Here is a 15,889-nt window from a genome sequence, read left to right on the forward strand (position 1 = left end):
CTTAAAATTATATTTTTAGAGTCTTCCAGTTGGCATGCTACAATGTGACGCTCTTTATCCTTAAAAATATGAACGGTAGTTTCTCTCATTGTCATACGCTCCTGATTTTACGTGATGAAAATACATCCAGTCAGTGCAGTTAATATTGTTTGCAATATCTGTAAACTTTGTCTCTGTAGTCCGTCAATGTGCATGTATTCCTGAAATCTATACCAGGTCAATCAGGTGCTGAACATCCTCTATAATAATGGTGGTAACCGCTCCGTGCATGGCGGGTATGTTCTAAAAGTAACAACTCCATTCGGCTATATAAAAGCAATAAGTTTTCTTCAGTCATACGCTAAAAACCTCCGTAATGTTACGTGTTTTTGTCCGCTGAAAATCTTCCGAATGGATGTTTTCCTCCAACGACAGGCGTTGCGACAGGCGTACCGACTCACCCACAATGATGATTGTCGGACTACCAAGATTAGCTTCATGGATGACATCGGCAAACCGGTTTAGCCGGGTACACACATGGCGCTGTTGTGGCAAGGTCACCCAATGTACCGCCAGTACGGGCGTGTCTGGATGCCGCCCACCGGCGATTAAGCCGCCCTGGATCTCCGTTGTCTGTGCTAGCCCCATGTAAATTACCAGTGTATCCGCAGCCTTTGCGAGATGAGCCCAATCTATCGGAGGGTCCCCCGGGGCCGCATGTCCCGTTACAAATAGGACAGATTGGCTGATTGTGCGGTAAGTAAGTGGCACGCCGACAGCGGCAGCGGCGGCACTGCCACTGGTGATGCCGGGCACCACTTCATAGTCGATACCAGCCGTCCACAGGGCTATACATTCCTCACCACCGCGCCCAAAAATAAAGGGATCACCACCTTTGAGGCGAACTACCCGCATGCCTTGCCGCGCGGCGTGAATCATACGTGTATGAATGCTCACCTGAGAAGTTGAGGGCTGGCCGCCACGTTTGCCGACGTTCACCAATTGGGTATCTGGTCGTGCCATTGCCAGGATGCGAATATTAACCAGTGCGTCATGGAAGATGATGTCGGCCATGCCTACAAGCGTGGCCGCCTTCAGGGTGAGGAGTTCCGGGTCGCCGGGACCCGCCCCAACAATCCAGACTTTTCCAGCGCTGCCGTAACTAACTCCGCTCATAGACGCAATCCTCCATCTCTCCGCAGGAGCCACATCCCGCCGACAGGGCAACGCTGGTGGTAATCCTCTATATTCTGGAGAAAGAAGTTTTTAGCATCCTGATACATTTTCCACTCCAGAAGCGTCGCGGCGAATCATCCCCGCGGCGACTGTTTGATGGGTCACTTCATCAATCAGAATGAACGCACCGGTCGAGCGAATGGCGTCATATGCATCGGCAGCGAGCGGTTGTTGCACGTTCAGCGTGATATTGGCGATATCGTTCAGTTGCAAGGTGGCTGCCGGCTGTTTTTGCTGTGTATTGATGTCGAGCAACGTGTTGATTGTGGTGACGCGCGCGGTGACTTGCCGGGTTGTGTGTTTCAGCCAGTATTTGCGACGCAGATCGAGTGGCTCTTCCGACAACCAGCAGACGTCGGCGGTGACGGTTTTGAGCGGATTGGCCGGACGATCGGCGGATGCAAGCATGTCGCCGCGCGAAATATCCAGGTGTTCCTCCAGCAGCAGCGTTACCGATTGGCCGACGACAGCCGATTCCAGCGACTGATCAAGTATCAGGATGTCTTTCACGGTCGCCGTCGAGCCGCCTGGCTGCACTACCAGTCGGTCGCCCCTGCTGACTTTTCCAGCTTCGATACGACCCATGTAACCGCGGAAGTCATTGGCCTCGTGACCATTGTGGCGCGCCACCAGTTGTACCGGAAAACGCAACGGCTCGTCATGGCATGCGTCATAGACGCTCAGGGATTCGAGCAGTGCGATCAGCGTTGGCCCCTGATACCAGGGCATCCTGTCGCCCGCGATAACCACGTTGTCGCCTGCCAGGGCGGACAGTGGAATCGTGCGGACGTCCGCCACGCCCATTTGCTGCGCGAATTCCCGATATGCCTGTACGACACGGTCATATACCGTCTGGTCGTAATGCACCAGATCCATCTTGTTGACCGCGACCACGACATGCTCGATCTGCAACAGGTGGGCTATGCTCGAATGGCGCTTGGTTTGCACCAGTAATTCCACGCTGCCATCGTCGCCCAGCCGCACTTTCGAGACGTCAATCAGGATGATGATGGCGTCGGCGGTGGATGCCCCGGTGACCATGTTGCGCGTGTACTGTTCATGACCTGGGGTATCGGCGATGATGAACTTGCGCCGGGGCGTGGCGAAGTAGCGGTAAGCGACGTCGATGGTGATGCCCTGCTCGCGCTCGGCTTCCAGACCATCCGTCAGCAGCGACAGGTCGATCGTGTCGCCGGTGCTGCGCCGGTGTCTGGCGCGCGACATAGCGTCCAGTTGGTCGGCAAAAATGCCCTTGCTGTCGAACAGCAGACGGCCGATCAGGGTGCTCTTGCCATCATCTACCGAACCGGCAGTAATGAAGCGCAGCAAGCCGCGCTCTCTGGTCAGCTCCTGCAAAAACTGTTTGGGAATGGCCGCGTTCATCAGAAATATCCTGCCTTCTTGCGTTGTTCCATTGAGGCTTCCGATGTCCGGTCATCCATCCGGGTTGCACCGCGTTCGGTGATTTTGGTCATGGCGGTCTCGGCGATGATGGCCTCGACGGTGGCGGCATCCGACGCCACCGGGCAGGTGCATGAGATATCGCCGACCGTACGGAAACGCACGACTCGGGTCTCGATTACCTCGCCTTCCTGGGCCGGTGTCAGCGTGGTCAGCGGTACCAGAAAGCCGTTGCGCGCAATGACCTGGCGCGCATGGGCAAAATAAATCGGCGGCAGCGCCAGTTTTTCGCGGGCGACGTATTGCCAGACGTCCAATTCGGTCCAATTGGAGATCGGGAACACGCGCATATTTTCGCCAGGGTGCATGTGGGTGTTATATAAATCCCAGAGTTCCGGGCGCTGCGCCTTCGGATTCCACTGCCCGAACTCGTCGCGGAATGAAAAAATCCGCTCCTTGGCGCGCGCCTTCTCTTCGTCGCGACGGGCACCGCCGATGCAGGCATCAAACTGAAACTCAGCGATGGCCTCCAACAGCGTGACGGCCTGCGCCGCATTACGCGAATCGCTTGCGGGGTTACGCAGGCGCACGCTGCCGCGCCTGATCGACTCCGCGACCGAACGCACGATCAGTTGCTCACCCAGTTCAGCAATGCGTTGGTCGCGGAATTCGATGACTTCAGCGAAGTTGTGGCCGGTATCGATATGTACCAGTGGAAACGGGAACTTGCCGGGACGGAAGGCCTTCTCGGCGATGCGCACCAGCACCACCGAATCCTTGCCGCCGGAAAACAGCAGCGCCGGATTGCCGCATTCTGCGGCGACTTCGCGCATGATGTGAATCGCTTCTGATTCCAGCCAGTCCAGATGGTGATTGCTGGCGGCATCGGGAACATGTTTTTCGACTACAGTATGCATCATATTTGTCCTGCTGTTTTTTGTGGTGTTGCAGGTCTGGTGCGGATCAGTTTGCCGTCAACGACATGCAAGCCGCACTCTCTGGTATCCGGATTTTCCCACCACCAACGACCCGCGCGGATATCCTGGCCGGGGGCGACGGCGCGCGTGCAGGGGGTACAGCCGATGCTGGGGTAACCCTGATCATGAAGGTGATTGTAGGGCACCTCAAAACGACGGATGTAGTCCCAGACTTCCTCGCCATGCCAATCGGCCAGGGGATTAAACTTGGGTATCTCGTGGGCCGCGTCCCATTCCCGGACGGCGAGGTCCTGCCGCGACAGCGCCTGCTCCCGGCGCATTCCGGTCACCCAGGCCCCTTTCCCCCGCAATGCCCGCCGCAAGGGTTCGACCTTGCGCATATGGCAACAGGTCTTGCGCAATTCCTGGTTTTCATAAAAGGCGTTGGGCCCATATTCCCGGACGTAGCGCTCCACTGTCCCGTGCTCCGGGAAATACACCTGGATGGGAAGGCGATAATGCCCCAGGGTTTCCTGCATCAGTCGGTAGGTTTCCTCCGGCAAACGGCCGGTATCGAGGGTGAATATCTCCATCCAGGGCGCATGCTTCGCAATCAGGTCCGTGAGCACCATGTCTTCCGCCCCAAAGCTGGTGGCAAAAGTCGCTGGTGCGTATGGCGCGTTGCGCAATTCCCCAAAAAGGAGGAGCACCTCCTGTATTCTGGTCTCTGCACTCATGGGTTCCTCACTGCCTCCCTGTATGCGGAAGGCCGGGCTCCGGCGGTAATAAATTCTGTCGTCGGACAAAGTCCCCGAATGTCTCGCCGGCCCTGCGTTGCCCGGCAAAGCGCTTCAACAAGGGACGCAGGGTATCCAGCAGGGCCTCTTCGCCCATTGCCTCCTGGTAAAGTGTGTTTAGGCGCATGCCGGTCCGATCGCTGCCCAAATAAAGATCGTAAAGACCGGGTGCCTTGCCGACGAGGCCAATCTCTGCAAGATAGGGCCGGGCGCACCCGTTCGGGCACCCGGTCATACGCACCGACAATGCTTCTCCTTCCAGACCGGTCTCGGCAAGCAAAGCCTCGATGCGATCCAGAAAAACCGGCAGGTAGCGCTCGGCCTCGGCCATCGCCAGAGGGCAGGTGGGCAGCGCCACGCACGCCATCGCGTGGGTACGGACAGGGGTGAGATTCCGCAGTCTGTTGAGCCCGTATTCAGCGAGCACGGTTTCGACAAGGGGGCGTTCCACAGGGGAAATGCCAGCGATCAGCAGATTTTGATTGCAGGTCAGCCGGATCTCGCCATGGTGCAGGCGGGCGAGTGCATCCAGCCCGCTGCAGAGTGAGGGATCATTATCGGTATCAGCAATTCGGCCGCCGGGTATGAAAAGGGTAAGGCAGGCGGTTCCATCATCGTTCTCGAGCCAGCCAAAACGATCTCCCGAAGTCTCGAAGTGAAATGGGCGTGACGGGGATAAGGGGAACCCTGTGCGGTGCTGCACTTCCTGTATGAAGCGATCCAAACCCATACGGTCCACCGTGTATTTGAGGCGGGCATGGCTTCGGTCACTCCGATCCCCGTAGTCGCGTTGGGTAGTGAGCACGGCTTCGGCAATGGCCAACACCTGCCCGGGGGCGCAAAATCCGCAGACATCCGCCAGTCTCGGGTAGGTATCTGGTTTGTTGTGGCTGCGGCCCAGGCCTCCCCCAACGCACACATTAAATCCCAGCAACCGCCCACCCTCGTGTATGGCGATGAACCCAAGATCCTGCGTGAACACATCGACGTCGTTGTGCGGTGGCACGGCGATGGCAATCTTGAATTTGCGGGGCAGATAAGTTGGTCCGTACAGGAGATCCTCCTCCGGCGCGGTTATCTGCTGGCCGTCGAGCCAGATTTCATGATAGGCATGGCTCCGCGGCAGCAGGTGCTCGGCAATTTTCTGCGCCCAGCCGTATGCCTCGGCATGGAAGGCGGAGATTTGCGGGGCGGAACTGACGATGACGTTGCGGTTGACATCGCCGCAGGCGCTGACCGTATCGAGCAGTGCCCGATCGAGGGCTTGCAGCGTCGGCTGGAGATGCGGCTTGAGCAGTCCGTGAAATTGTATGCTCTGTCTACTGGTGATACGCAGACCGCCATTGCCGTAGGTGCGGGCGATATCGCCCAACGCCAGCCATTGTGCTCCGCTTAATACGCCGCCCGGCAAGCGCAGCCGGGCCATGAATTGATACAGGGGCTCCAGTTTTTGTTGGTGGCGTTCCGCCCGCAGGTCGCGATAGTCCTGCTGGTAAATGCCGTGGAATTTGATGACCTGAACATCATCTTCCGCCAGCGCACCGGTGACGGGATTGTGTAGACTCTCCCGCAATGTGCCACGCAGCCCCTGGCTCTCCGCCTTGATCCGTTCCACGTCGGAAAGTGCTTTGTCATTAATAGACATCTCGGTGATATCTCCCCGTCTGTTTCAATTCCAGAATATATTCCTCGGCCTGAACCTGCGTGCGCCCGGCCGATTGAACGATATCCACCAGAGATTGCTGTACCGCCCTGCCCATCGCTTCGGCCCCGCAAACATACACGGCGGCACCTTTTTCAAGCCATGCGAACACATCACCGGCACGCTCGCGTAAACGGTCCTGGACGTATATTTTGCGTTCCTGGTCGCGCGAGAAGGCGACGTCGAGCCGGGTGAGGCGTCCATCCCTGAGCCAACGTAGCCATTCCCGCTGATACAAAAAATCGGTGCTGAAGTGGCGGTCACCGAAGAAAAGCCAGTTATTCCCGGCAGCGCCCAACGCCTCTCGTTCCTGCAAGAAGGAACGAAAGGGGGCCACCCCGGTCCCGGCCCCGATCATGATCATTGCCTGTCCGGAATCTTCGGGTAGCCGGAATTCGGCGTTGGGCTCGATAAATATGGGTACAGGCCGACCGACAGCAATACGATCGGCCAAAAATGTCGAGGCAACACCCATGCGTTCCCGTCCGTGGCTGCTGTAGCGGACGGCCGCGACGGTCAGATGGACTTCGCCCGGGACGGCCAGAAGGCTGGAAGCGATGGAATAACGCCGCGGCGGTAAGGGTCGCAGGCAGTCGGTGAAGGATTGCGCGCTGAGTCCCTTGACGGGGTATTGCCCAACGACGTCGATGACATCACGGCCGTCCGTCCAGGTGTCGAGACCGTTGACATCCCGCCCGGCAATCGCGCTTTGCAAAGCCTTCGCGTCACTGAGGCGCGCGTAACGCTCCAGAAATGGCCAGGTGATTCTGGTGATTTCATAGTGCGCGGCGAGGGCCTCCACCAGCGGCATTTCACCCTGTCTGGTCCGTACCGGAGCCCGGTGATCCAGTGCGAGCCGATCGAGCAGTTCCTCTACCAGTTGCGGCGGATTGGCCGGGTTCACGGAAAGGATATCACCCGGTGCGTAGTGAAGGCCCGATCCATCGAGGTCGAGTTCGAGATGCCAGACTTCCCGGCTCGATCCGCGGCCCGAGAGATTCACCTTGTCCAGTAGAACGGCAGGAAAAGTGGCATGGCTCGAGTATCCCTGTTTCGGAGTGGGGGCGGGAAGCGATGCCGCCGGAGAGGAATCGCCAACGGTGAGGGCTTCCAGGACATGCTCCATCCAGCATGTAACACGCTCTTCATAATCCACATCGCAATCGACTCGGGGGACCAGGCAATGCGCACCAGCGGCAGCGAAGGCCGCATCGAAATCCCTTCCGGCCTGGCAAAACCGAGGGTAGCTCGCGTCGCCCAATGCCAATACAGAGAAGCGGAGGTGGCGCAAATCCGGCGCTTGGCGGTTCGTTAAAAGGGTGTGCAGGGCACGGGCGCTGTCAGGGGGCTCGCCATCGCCATGCGTGCTCACGATAACCAGCAGGGTGTGATCCCGCCGCATCTTGGCGCGACCGTACGTCAGCATATCCTGGAGATCAGCCTGCATACCCGCGGCTTGTACCCTAGTTACCAGAGCCTCCGCCAACCTTTTGGCGTTGCCGGTCTCCGTACCAAACAAGATAGTGATACGCGCATCGGCATCTCCTGATATCCGTTGAACGTTGACCGTATTCCCAACGCCCGTCAGGTAACCGCTGGCCCAGAGTAATTGCTCGCGGTTCAAACTTTCGGCGAAACGCCGCAAGTCTTCCTGTTTGGAGAAAGTCAGCGGAACATCTGATCGTTGAAGCGATTCCATGTCATCCTTAAGGTTTTTACAATTATTTATAGCGCAGCTCGAATGACTGCGATTTTCTTTCTGGGAGTCTCAAGAAGCATAGGCTCTTAGGATTCTTGGTGTATCTGTAGATTCATTGTGGTGTGTACGAGCCCGATCAACCATATGGGCAACCAGCGCGATTTCATGGGCAACGCAATATTGTTTTCTCGTCAAGCCCCACTCCCGCAACTCATCAAGGTCTAATCCCACGCCGTCGCAGGGTACATCAAGTTCCTTACACGTCTTGCTATCATTGAGGAATCCGGCCATTTCGGCGATCTGATTGTTGCCGAGCACGGCTATGGCCATATCCATGGAGAGTTCCGCCGCCCCTGCTAGTTGTTCCCCAACCGCAATCGTCGCCGCGTTCAAACTACTTGTTCGGGTAAGAATCGTGGCACGTTCAATGGCCTTTTTACGATTGATAATCATCAGTTAGAGCTCCTTTCCAAAACATGGTTATATTTTTGTGGGTATCCTGGCAGCAGTGGCTTCCCGGCAGTCCTTAGCCATAGATCCCTTCTCCTCTTGGGATCCCGTGGCAAATCCGAGATCCAGAAAGACTGGGACAGTCCGGTCCACGCTGGCAAAAGTGCATACCCCCATGTGTACGGCGGGAAACTTGCCAAGTTCATCAAGGGCTTTGATTCTAAGCACGGATGTACAAAGGTGGAAAGACCGATATATTATATCTATATGCCGATTAGATTGGGTGATAATAATCCGGATGAACTTACTACAGCTCTGTGCCGCTGCCGACAACCTGCATACGTCGCAGCCTGGGGTGAGCAAACAGATCCAGCTTTTGGAGGCTGAACTCCACGTTGAACGTTTCTTGCGTAGGGGCAAACGAATAGTCGGAATGACCCCAGAGGGTGAAAGGGTTTTTCACTTTGCTCAGCAGGCGATACGCGATATAGAGAATATTCGCAAAGTTGGACAGGATTTTCTTCTGGAGATTATGGGGAATTCGTGATTTCCACTACCCGTACCCAAGCCCGATATACGCTGCCTGGCGCGGTAAAAAAATTTACGGGCCGTTGTTACCCGAATGCCCAGTTACGACTGCGCCAGGGTAATCCTACCCAGATCGCGGAGCTGCTTGCCTCTGGTGATGCGGATATGGCTATTGCAACCGAGGCATTAAACGTTCATGCTGGTCTTGTTGCCATTCCTTGCTATCAATGGAATCGCGTTGTCATCGCGCCGCTCGGCCATTATCTGCTGAAAAGCCAACGGCTGACCTTGGAAGCAATCGCGGATTATCCTATTATCACCTATGATCAAGCCGTTGCGGGGCGCTCATTGATTGATAAAACTTTTTCCTATCACAGATTGTCACCCAATATCGTGCTTTCAGCGATTGATCCGGATGTAATTAAAGCCTATGTAGAACTGGGGCTAGGCATTGGTATTGTAGCTAGTATGGCTTATGATTCGACGCGGGATTCAAGTCTTGGCATGCTTGATGCCAGCCACTTTTTTGAGCCGAGTATCACTTACCTTGCGCTAAGGAAAGAGACTTATTTGCGCCAGTATTTAACCGCTTTCATAGAGCTGTATGCACCTCACCTTGATTGCACTTTAGCGAATAGTGCTCTGGATATGACAAGGATTTCTAAAGATGCATCGCGGTTGCCAACTCATGAAAGTTCCTGCAATGTTGCTGTTAAAGGGTTTCGGTAGTGTCGCTGAACACTAACGACCGTCGGCTCCGGTTCGCACCCGATGGCATTCGCTGGTTGCTGGTGCTGATGGGCATTATCGGTGCCGTTTACCGAGTGATGGAACGATCGGTTGGACCCGTGGTGGGACTCCTGATCCGTCTGTGGCTGGCGAAGGTCTTCTTTGTGTCGGGGATATTGAAGATTTTCGATCTGAGCATCGCACCCTATCTGTCTAATGCTGCCTATCCCGTGCCTTGGGTGGAGCCGCTAAGCCCTACCTACCTGGGGGCAGCGATACAGATGCTTATTCCGGTATTGCTCGCGCTGGGGTTGGCAACTCGGTGGGCCGCGCTGTACATGCTCATTCTCGTGCTGGTGGTCCAGTTCAACTACCTCGCCCTGGATATTAACCTGTACTCGGCAGTGCTATTCGGGTGGTTCGTGATATGTGGCGCGGGGCCGCTGTCGCTGGATCATCTCCTGGCGCGCGGATTAGGGGATACCGCGCTGCCCTTCGCCACGGCTCTGACCCGCCTGGCAGGCGCCGTTACGCAGTACCTCAAGTCATACTATCAATTGGTTGTCCGTCTGTGGCTTGGCTTGGCACTGCTGGTGGTAAGTCTGGGAGCGGCGATACCCGTCGGGCTGGCAAAACTGATTCCGGAAAAATCGCTGGCTCATTTTGCACCAACACCTATGATGGCGCTGGTCTGTGCGCTACTTCTTGCTTTCGGCTTTGTTGCCCGTCCCGCCGCGCTAGTGCTTATCATGGCCGTTGCCGGGATGCATATAGTCGGCGCGGTTGGGCCGGCGGATGTATATTTCGTGATGACGCTCGCACTTGTTGCGTTGTATGGGCCCGGTAACCTGTCGCTCGACAGGCTGATCCTTAGCGTCCTGCCACAGATTAGCGGCAGGCAAATATTCTCGCTGGAAGGGGCGCCGCACGTGGTGATCGTGGGCGCAGGTTTCGGTGGGTTGACTTGCGCGGCGAAGTTGACGAAAACGCCGGTGCAGGTGACCTTGATCGATCGCCATAACTACCACTTGTTCCAGCCGTTATTGTACCAGGTCGCCACGGCCTCGCTGTCTCCCGCCGATATCGCTGCTACGGTGCGCGGCCTGTTTAGCGATTATTTCAACGTACGGGTGCTGTTGGGACAAGTGACAGGGGTCGATACCGTGCAGCAAGAGGTGTTAATCGGCAAACGACGTGTGCCATATGATTATCTGGTGCTCGCTACGGGCGCGTCTCACAGCTATTTTGGGCGGGACGACTGGGAACCCCATGCGCAGGGGTTAAAGACCATTGATGACGCGGAGGAAGTGCGGCGGCGCGTACTTTCTGCTTTCGAGCGGGCGGAAGCCGCCGAAGATCCCGCTGATCTGCAGAGCCTGCTCACCTTCGTGATTGTAGGGGGTGGGCCTACGGGGGTCGAGTTGGCAGGGGCCGTTGCCGAACTGGCGCGCTACGGCATGGAGAAGGAGTTCCACTATTTCGACCCGGCCAGCGCTCGCGTAGTTTTGGTCCAGTCGGCTCCGCGCCTATTACCGACCTTTCCCGAGACTTTATCGGAAAAAGCGAAGCGGTCACTCGAACGGTTGGGCGTTAAGGTCATGCTGGAGAGCCGGGTGGAGCACATCGATCAGGAGGGGGTGCGCATCAATGGCGAACGCCTGGCATCTCGCACCGTATTGTGGGCAGCGGGGGTCGTGGCATCCCCGGCAGCGCGATGGCTCCATGCCGCAGCCGATCGCAGCGGACGGGTGAAAGTCGAAGCGGACCTCTCGGTAACGGGTCTACCAAACGTGTTTGTTATCGGTGATACGGCGCTGGCCAATGCCTGGAAAGGGAAACCGGTGCCCGGCCTGGCACCAGCGGCGAAGCAGGGCGGGGCCTACGTGGCAAGGACGATTCGCCGGAAACTGCAGGGACAGCCAGCGCAACCGCCATTTGCGTACCATCACATGGGCAGCCTCGCCACCATCGGCAGGAAAGCTGCAGTGGCAAGCTTCAATGGTGTCAACGTGAGCGGCGCACCGGCCTGGTGGCTATGGGGTCTGATTCATGTGGCGCTTCTGGTCGGGTTGCGCAACCGCATCTCGGTGATGTTCAACTGGTTCTGGGCCTATCTCACTTTCAAACGAGGCACACGCCTGATCACGGGAGACAAGGGACCGCTGAAAGGCGGAATAAATCCTACCTAAGAACCTTCGATCAGCCTTAAATTCTTAAGCAACTAATTTTATTTGTTAAATGTCATGGGTGCCAGATGGGAAGGTGGGGAAATGCCGGCTGGTGCCCCTCCGCCTCGGCCCCCGCGATCTCCACTAGGTGGCCCCTGTGGACCAGGATCCCCCCCGGGAGGTGCGTGTGCACCTTAGCGGCAAAAACGCGACGCGCCGCCCGTTATGAGTGGCTCGTTGTCTGAAACTGTTATGCACCTCAATAAATAGGCAAATAATGGTCATAGGACAGGTGATACATTTTGCCAAGTCTGCCATTGCACACTACTTTTACAAAAGCAGATTAGTGATGTTGGATTTTTTGTTACATTACGAACCACCTGAAACAACAAGGAAACAGAATATCAAAAATCCAGTTCGTCAAAGATATGTGGTATTAGGGTGCCTTGCATGTGCTTGGAGAAAAACAATTCAAATGGATGAAGATGATGTTGAAGCATGTTTAACTTGCCCTGAGTGCGGTTCAAGGGCGATCACACGACTTGTTACGACGCCGATGTCGAATCCTGAAAATAAAGCCCCATTTACTGAGGGGATCACAAATGTAAAAACTAAACCATGGTGGAAACTTTGGATGTAGCGTTATGTGATAACCTGCGATCTGTCTTCATATAACTATACCTGGTTAGCGCGATTATTCCGCTGCGCGAAGCCAACGCCCGGGTCGCGTCAGTCTGTGCTGGTGGCGTCAACACCAGCACAGGAAATCGTAATTGGTGCATGCCAATGTCCAGAAGTAGGGAACAGGGAAAGGTGAAGTACACGCCAGTCTACGCCGGTCTTTAGAGGTGCCAGCCAGAAGAAAACCAATATAGGAACCAAAAATGACGATGCGCACTCAGAAATAAATGAGGCTTATGGTTGCACAGGCGCGGCCTGGATAATGCTATCCACCTCGTTGGTTAGGGCCTTGTCGGCCAATATCGGGAACTCCTTGAGCAGCTTGTTGGACACCTTGCCGCCGTTATCACGCACGGATCGTAGGATGTGGTCGATATCCCCATCTGGACCTTCGCTTCGATCACCATCTTGATGCGTTCGCGGGCCATGCGCAGGTTGCGCAGATAATTCGCCTCCTTGCGCATTTCCTGTTCAATAGTCTGGCCAGGAACTCCAGATGGATGCCTTCGTGCTTAAGCGCGAAGGCCAAATGGCCAGCCAAGGTGTTGGCAGGCCAGACTACCTGGCTACCGGGGTTATAGATTCATGGACGTGGCCGCCCTCCCGCACGGTGGCTCTGGATGCGGCAATGGCGCTTTGGGAGCGCAATGGCCGCACCGCCGAGACGTTATAGCGCTCAGCCAGTCAGCGGTATCCGATCCAGTCTGTCACTTAAATATCCGAATCTTCGCCAAGATTCGATTAACCGGTTAAAATTCTAATTATATATTGCATGTTCGTCAATAAGTCTATTAACTCCTGTCGCCACAGGCTGATTTTAAATCTGGACCAGACCAATGCCTGACCAGAGAAACTGTTGCTGCCCTCGCTATTCGGTGCGAGATGCTCCTTGTTGCTATAGCCAAACTATAGGGGAGCACAGTTCGTTGAGTGAAATAGCCTGGCAATAGTAGGCAGTCCCGTTTCAAGCGGCCGACTGTATGCCCGTGCGTGTTCCGAAACCACCAATGACGGGTTAAAACTGTTTGCGGTCATTCGGTTGCCCATATGCCAGTTAGTATTCAGGAACCGATCACATAATGGATGACGTGGCCCGCTGAATTGCACTATGATTCCTTCATAAGGACATGAAGGAAAGAGAGACCACAATGGCAACGATACGACAGGCTGGACAATTGCCAGCTGCGAGGAAAATAAGCCTTACTTTTTGCTTCAAAATAACCCTCATTCGGCAGGTTGAGAACCCGGAAAAATTAGGCCGCTTGTCCAGATGGGGACTGCGGCCACAAGACAAATTCATACAAAATGTCCCGTATAGAGCCATCTGACTAAAGGAAACTTATTATGACCAAAAACTGCTTGGTGGATGCCTCTGTGGGGCTATTTTATATGAGACTAGAGGACATACGGTGTTCTCGGTGAATTGCCACTGCCGAGATTGTCAGAGAACATCTGGTGGAGCCTATACGCCAGCATTATTTGCACCAGAGACTTCTATAACAATTTCTGGCGAAGTCACATACTACGCATCAACCGCCTATAGTGGTAGAAAAGTTAGTCGCGGGTTCTGCCCTGGATGTGGTTCCCAGTTATGTGCAAAATTAGAAATTCTGCCTGACATAATAGGCATACGCGCTGGTACGCTAGATGACCCCTCGCTATTTAATCCAGGCGTTGATATATTCACTTCCAGTGCGGCACGTTGGGATTTTATGAATCCAGATATTCCTAAGTTCCAACGAGAACCAGGATAGATGATAGCTTTAAGAATTCTGACTATGGGCCCTATCTCAATCTTGTGATGGCCTGGAATACAGGCATCGATTTCGGCCTCCTGAGCAACTACGGCGGCCGCTGGTTGCTTGTTGCATCCCCCACCGCTGTCTCACTGGGGCTGACAGCATGGGTGCGCAACAAACGCATTGTACACTGTATCATAAATTTCTGGATGGCAGCTGTAGGCCGACGATGGCCTATTACTCGGTGGCATACTCTGAGCACCATGCCACTTCAGCATCCTGAAACAGTCAGATCCAATTTGGATGGACTTCTCCGCTAAAGGTGCGCATCCATTGTGTCACCGCTTCTTGCACGCTCGCCCGTCCAATGATATACACTGCCAACAGTGTTTATCATGAATTACCTTATTAGGAGTTCAGCATGCAAGTGTCCAAGTGGGGGAATAGCCTGGCCGTTCGTCTCCCGGCTGCCGTTGTTGCAGCCTTGGGACTCAAAGAAGGCGACAACATCGAGATTGAGGTATTGGGCGAAAAGCAATTTCAAATTCAGCGCACACTGCAAAATGCTGAACTGCTCGCTCGATTAAGGCGTTATCGTGGCAGGCTCCCAGCGGACTTCCGATTTGACCGACTGGAAGCCCATGACGAGTGATAAGGCATTCTTCGACACAAACGTGTTGCTGTATCTGCTATCCGAGGACACCGTCAAGGCAGATAGAGCAGAAAGTGTCATCGTGCAGGGGGGCATCATTAGCGCCCAGGTGCTGAACGAGTTTGCTTCTGTCGCCCGGCGTAAGATGGCGATGTCCTTACCAGAAGTCCGGGAGGTACTAACGCCTCTCTATCGCCTCTGTGAAGTCACATCGGTTACCCTGGACACGCATATTCAGGGCATCCAGATTGCAGAGCGCTATCAGTACAATATCTGGGATGCCATGATCGTGGCTTCAGCCCTCATGGCGCATTGCGTCACGTTATACACGGAGGATATGCATCATGGACAGATTCTTGAGGGGCGCCTGCATATTGTCAACCCATTTTTATAGGAGAACGTGTTTATACCAATTTTAATACAATCAGTTATGAGTACGGGACTTTGTCGCTTTAATGCAGCATTACACACCGGATTGTTTTCCTGTGCTGATATCCATCGACCGTGTGGGGTAGCATCTCATTCTTTCCACGGTAGAAACCCTCGATGACTCAACCCGAGAAGCCCCAGGACCTGATTTTCGTCGAAAGTCTCGTCAATCTGGGCTTGGCGATGGGCGTCCTCATCACCGTGGAAGGGGTGGAAACCGAAGCGCACATCGCCCTCCTGCGCGAGATGAAAATCAACTATCTCCAGGGATACGCCATTGCCAGGCCGATGGAGGCGGAAGCGGTGGCGGTGGCGGATTTTGTGCGCAGCTTTGTCCTCGGCGTCGGGGATGCGGACACGCCGATGCTGGCCCTGTACCAGCATCTGGGATGGGTGCGGGCGGCAGCAGAGTCGGTGATGAATCATGAGGATTACGAGCATACGGAACTGGCCGCCTGCCCGATCACGACCTGGCTGCACGCCCATGCATCGGAACTGCCCGAGGTGGAGACCTCGCTGGCCGAGCACGAAACAGTGCATATCCTGGGTCGGGAAATCCTTCAGGTACGGCAAAGTGGAACGCGCGAGGAACTCCATCGCCTGCTCGGCCAGTTGCATGGGCATAGTCACCGCTTTCAGGAAGGGCTGGGGCAGGCGGTGAAGGACATGCGGGACAACGCAGCGGTAGCCAAGGCACAGCCTCCACCTTCAGAAAACACCCATTAACAATATAGTAGCATCGAGGGGATGTTCTATATGAAGGGGTGGACGAAGTATTAGCC

The 15,889-nt window shown here is 55.3% G+C and carries 16 protein-coding genes; 9 read left to right on the forward strand and 7 right to left on the reverse strand.

The annotated features are described in order from the left end of the window. Positions 1–333: 333 nt before the first annotated feature. The 7 genes from cobA to H2515_RS03145 form a co-directional block, all read right to left on the reverse strand. Positions 334–1,155: a uroporphyrinogen-III C-methyltransferase gene (gene cobA, locus H2515_RS03115; protein ID WP_065413600.1), complete on the reverse strand. Its 822-nt coding sequence runs from the start codon at positions 1,153–1,155 to the stop codon at positions 334–336. Positions 1,156–1,245: 90 nt separating this feature from the next. After that, positions 1,246–2,598, reverse strand: coding sequence for a sulfate adenylyltransferase subunit 1 (locus H2515_RS03120; protein ID WP_035193816.1), 1,353 nt, complete (start codon positions 2,596–2,598; stop codon positions 1,246–1,248). Next, positions 2,598–3,536: a sulfate adenylyltransferase subunit CysD gene (gene cysD, locus H2515_RS03125; protein ID WP_197052769.1), complete on the reverse strand. Its 939-nt coding sequence runs from the start codon at positions 3,534–3,536 to the stop codon at positions 2,598–2,600. The genes H2515_RS03120 and cysD overlap by 1 nt, the downstream gene beginning before the upstream one ends. After that, positions 3,533–4,270 carry a phosphoadenylyl-sulfate reductase gene (locus H2515_RS03130; protein WP_065413601.1) on the reverse strand — a complete coding sequence of 246 codons (738 nt, stop codon included), beginning with the start codon at positions 4,268–4,270 and terminating at the stop codon, positions 3,533–3,535. Before H2515_RS03130 ends, cysD begins: the two co-directional genes overlap by 4 nt. A 7-nt stretch (positions 4,271–4,277) precedes the next feature. Further along, positions 4,278–5,975, reverse strand: coding sequence for an assimilatory sulfite reductase (NADPH) hemoprotein subunit (cysI, locus tag H2515_RS03135; protein ID WP_198660900.1), 1,698 nt, complete (start codon positions 5,973–5,975; stop codon positions 4,278–4,280). Beyond that, positions 5,965–7,731 (reverse strand): diflavin oxidoreductase, encoded by a 1,767-nt coding sequence (locus tag H2515_RS03140; RefSeq protein ID WP_035193813.1) that lies wholly within the window; start codon positions 7,729–7,731, stop codon positions 5,965–5,967. The genes cysI and H2515_RS03140 overlap by 11 nt, the downstream gene beginning before the upstream one ends. Before the next feature lie 69 nt (positions 7,732–7,800). Beyond that, on the reverse strand, positions 7,801–8,184 hold the full coding sequence (locus H2515_RS03145) for a hypothetical protein (RefSeq protein ID WP_035193812.1): 384 nt from the start codon (positions 8,182–8,184) through the stop codon (positions 7,801–7,803). 295 nt (positions 8,185–8,479) lie between these two features. Between H2515_RS03145 and H2515_RS15970 the strand changes: the two genes are divergently transcribed. The 9 genes from H2515_RS15970 to H2515_RS03185 all read left to right on the forward strand — a co-directional run bounded on the left by H2515_RS15970 (position 8,480) and on the right by H2515_RS03185 (position 15,833). Continuing rightward, positions 8,480–8,728 carry a LysR family transcriptional regulator gene (locus tag H2515_RS15970; RefSeq protein ID WP_232821518.1) on the forward strand — a complete coding sequence of 83 codons (249 nt, stop codon included), beginning with the start codon at positions 8,480–8,482 and terminating at the stop codon, positions 8,726–8,728. Further along, positions 8,725–9,438: a LysR substrate-binding domain-containing protein gene (locus H2515_RS03150; protein WP_232821519.1), complete on the forward strand. Its 714-nt coding sequence runs from the start codon at positions 8,725–8,727 to the stop codon at positions 9,436–9,438. The genes H2515_RS15970 and H2515_RS03150 overlap by 4 nt, the downstream gene beginning before the upstream one ends. Then, positions 9,438–11,627, forward strand: a complete 2,190-nt coding sequence (locus H2515_RS03155) for an FAD-dependent oxidoreductase (protein WP_232821520.1) — start codon at positions 9,438–9,440, stop codon at positions 11,625–11,627. The genes H2515_RS03150 and H2515_RS03155 overlap by 1 nt, the downstream gene beginning before the upstream one ends. 328 nt (positions 11,628–11,955) lie before the next feature. Then, a complete protein-coding gene (locus H2515_RS03160; RefSeq protein ID WP_198660901.1) occupies positions 11,956–12,246 on the forward strand; it encodes a hypothetical protein in 291 nt (96 codons plus the stop codon). A 537-nt stretch (positions 12,247–12,783) separates the two neighbouring features. Continuing rightward, on the forward strand, positions 12,784–12,960 hold the full coding sequence (locus H2515_RS03165) for a hypothetical protein (RefSeq protein ID WP_176712600.1): 177 nt from the start codon (positions 12,784–12,786) through the stop codon (positions 12,958–12,960). 682 nt (positions 12,961–13,642) lie between these two features. Further along, a complete protein-coding gene (locus H2515_RS03170; protein ID WP_198661397.1) occupies positions 13,643–14,041 on the forward strand; it encodes a GFA family protein in 399 nt (132 codons plus the stop codon). A gap of 406 nt (positions 14,042–14,447) precedes the next feature. Next, a complete protein-coding gene (locus H2515_RS03175) occupies positions 14,448–14,678 on the forward strand; it encodes an AbrB/MazE/SpoVT family DNA-binding domain-containing protein (protein ID WP_065413603.1) in 231 nt (76 codons plus the stop codon). Continuing rightward, positions 14,668–15,072, forward strand: a complete 405-nt coding sequence (locus H2515_RS03180) for a PIN domain-containing protein (protein WP_085537859.1) — start codon at positions 14,668–14,670, stop codon at positions 15,070–15,072. The genes H2515_RS03175 and H2515_RS03180 overlap by 11 nt, the downstream gene beginning before the upstream one ends. 152 nt (positions 15,073–15,224) lie before the next feature. Further along, complete coding sequence (locus H2515_RS03185; RefSeq protein WP_232821521.1) at positions 15,225–15,833, forward strand: EAL domain-containing protein; 609 nt, start codon at positions 15,225–15,227, stop codon at positions 15,831–15,833. Positions 15,834–15,889 lie beyond the last annotated feature (56 nt).

Origin of the sequence: Acidithiobacillus ferrivorans (assembly GCF_016250455.1) — a bacterium.
Lineage (GTDB): Bacteria > Pseudomonadota > Gammaproteobacteria > Acidithiobacillales > Acidithiobacillaceae > Acidithiobacillus > Acidithiobacillus ferrivorans.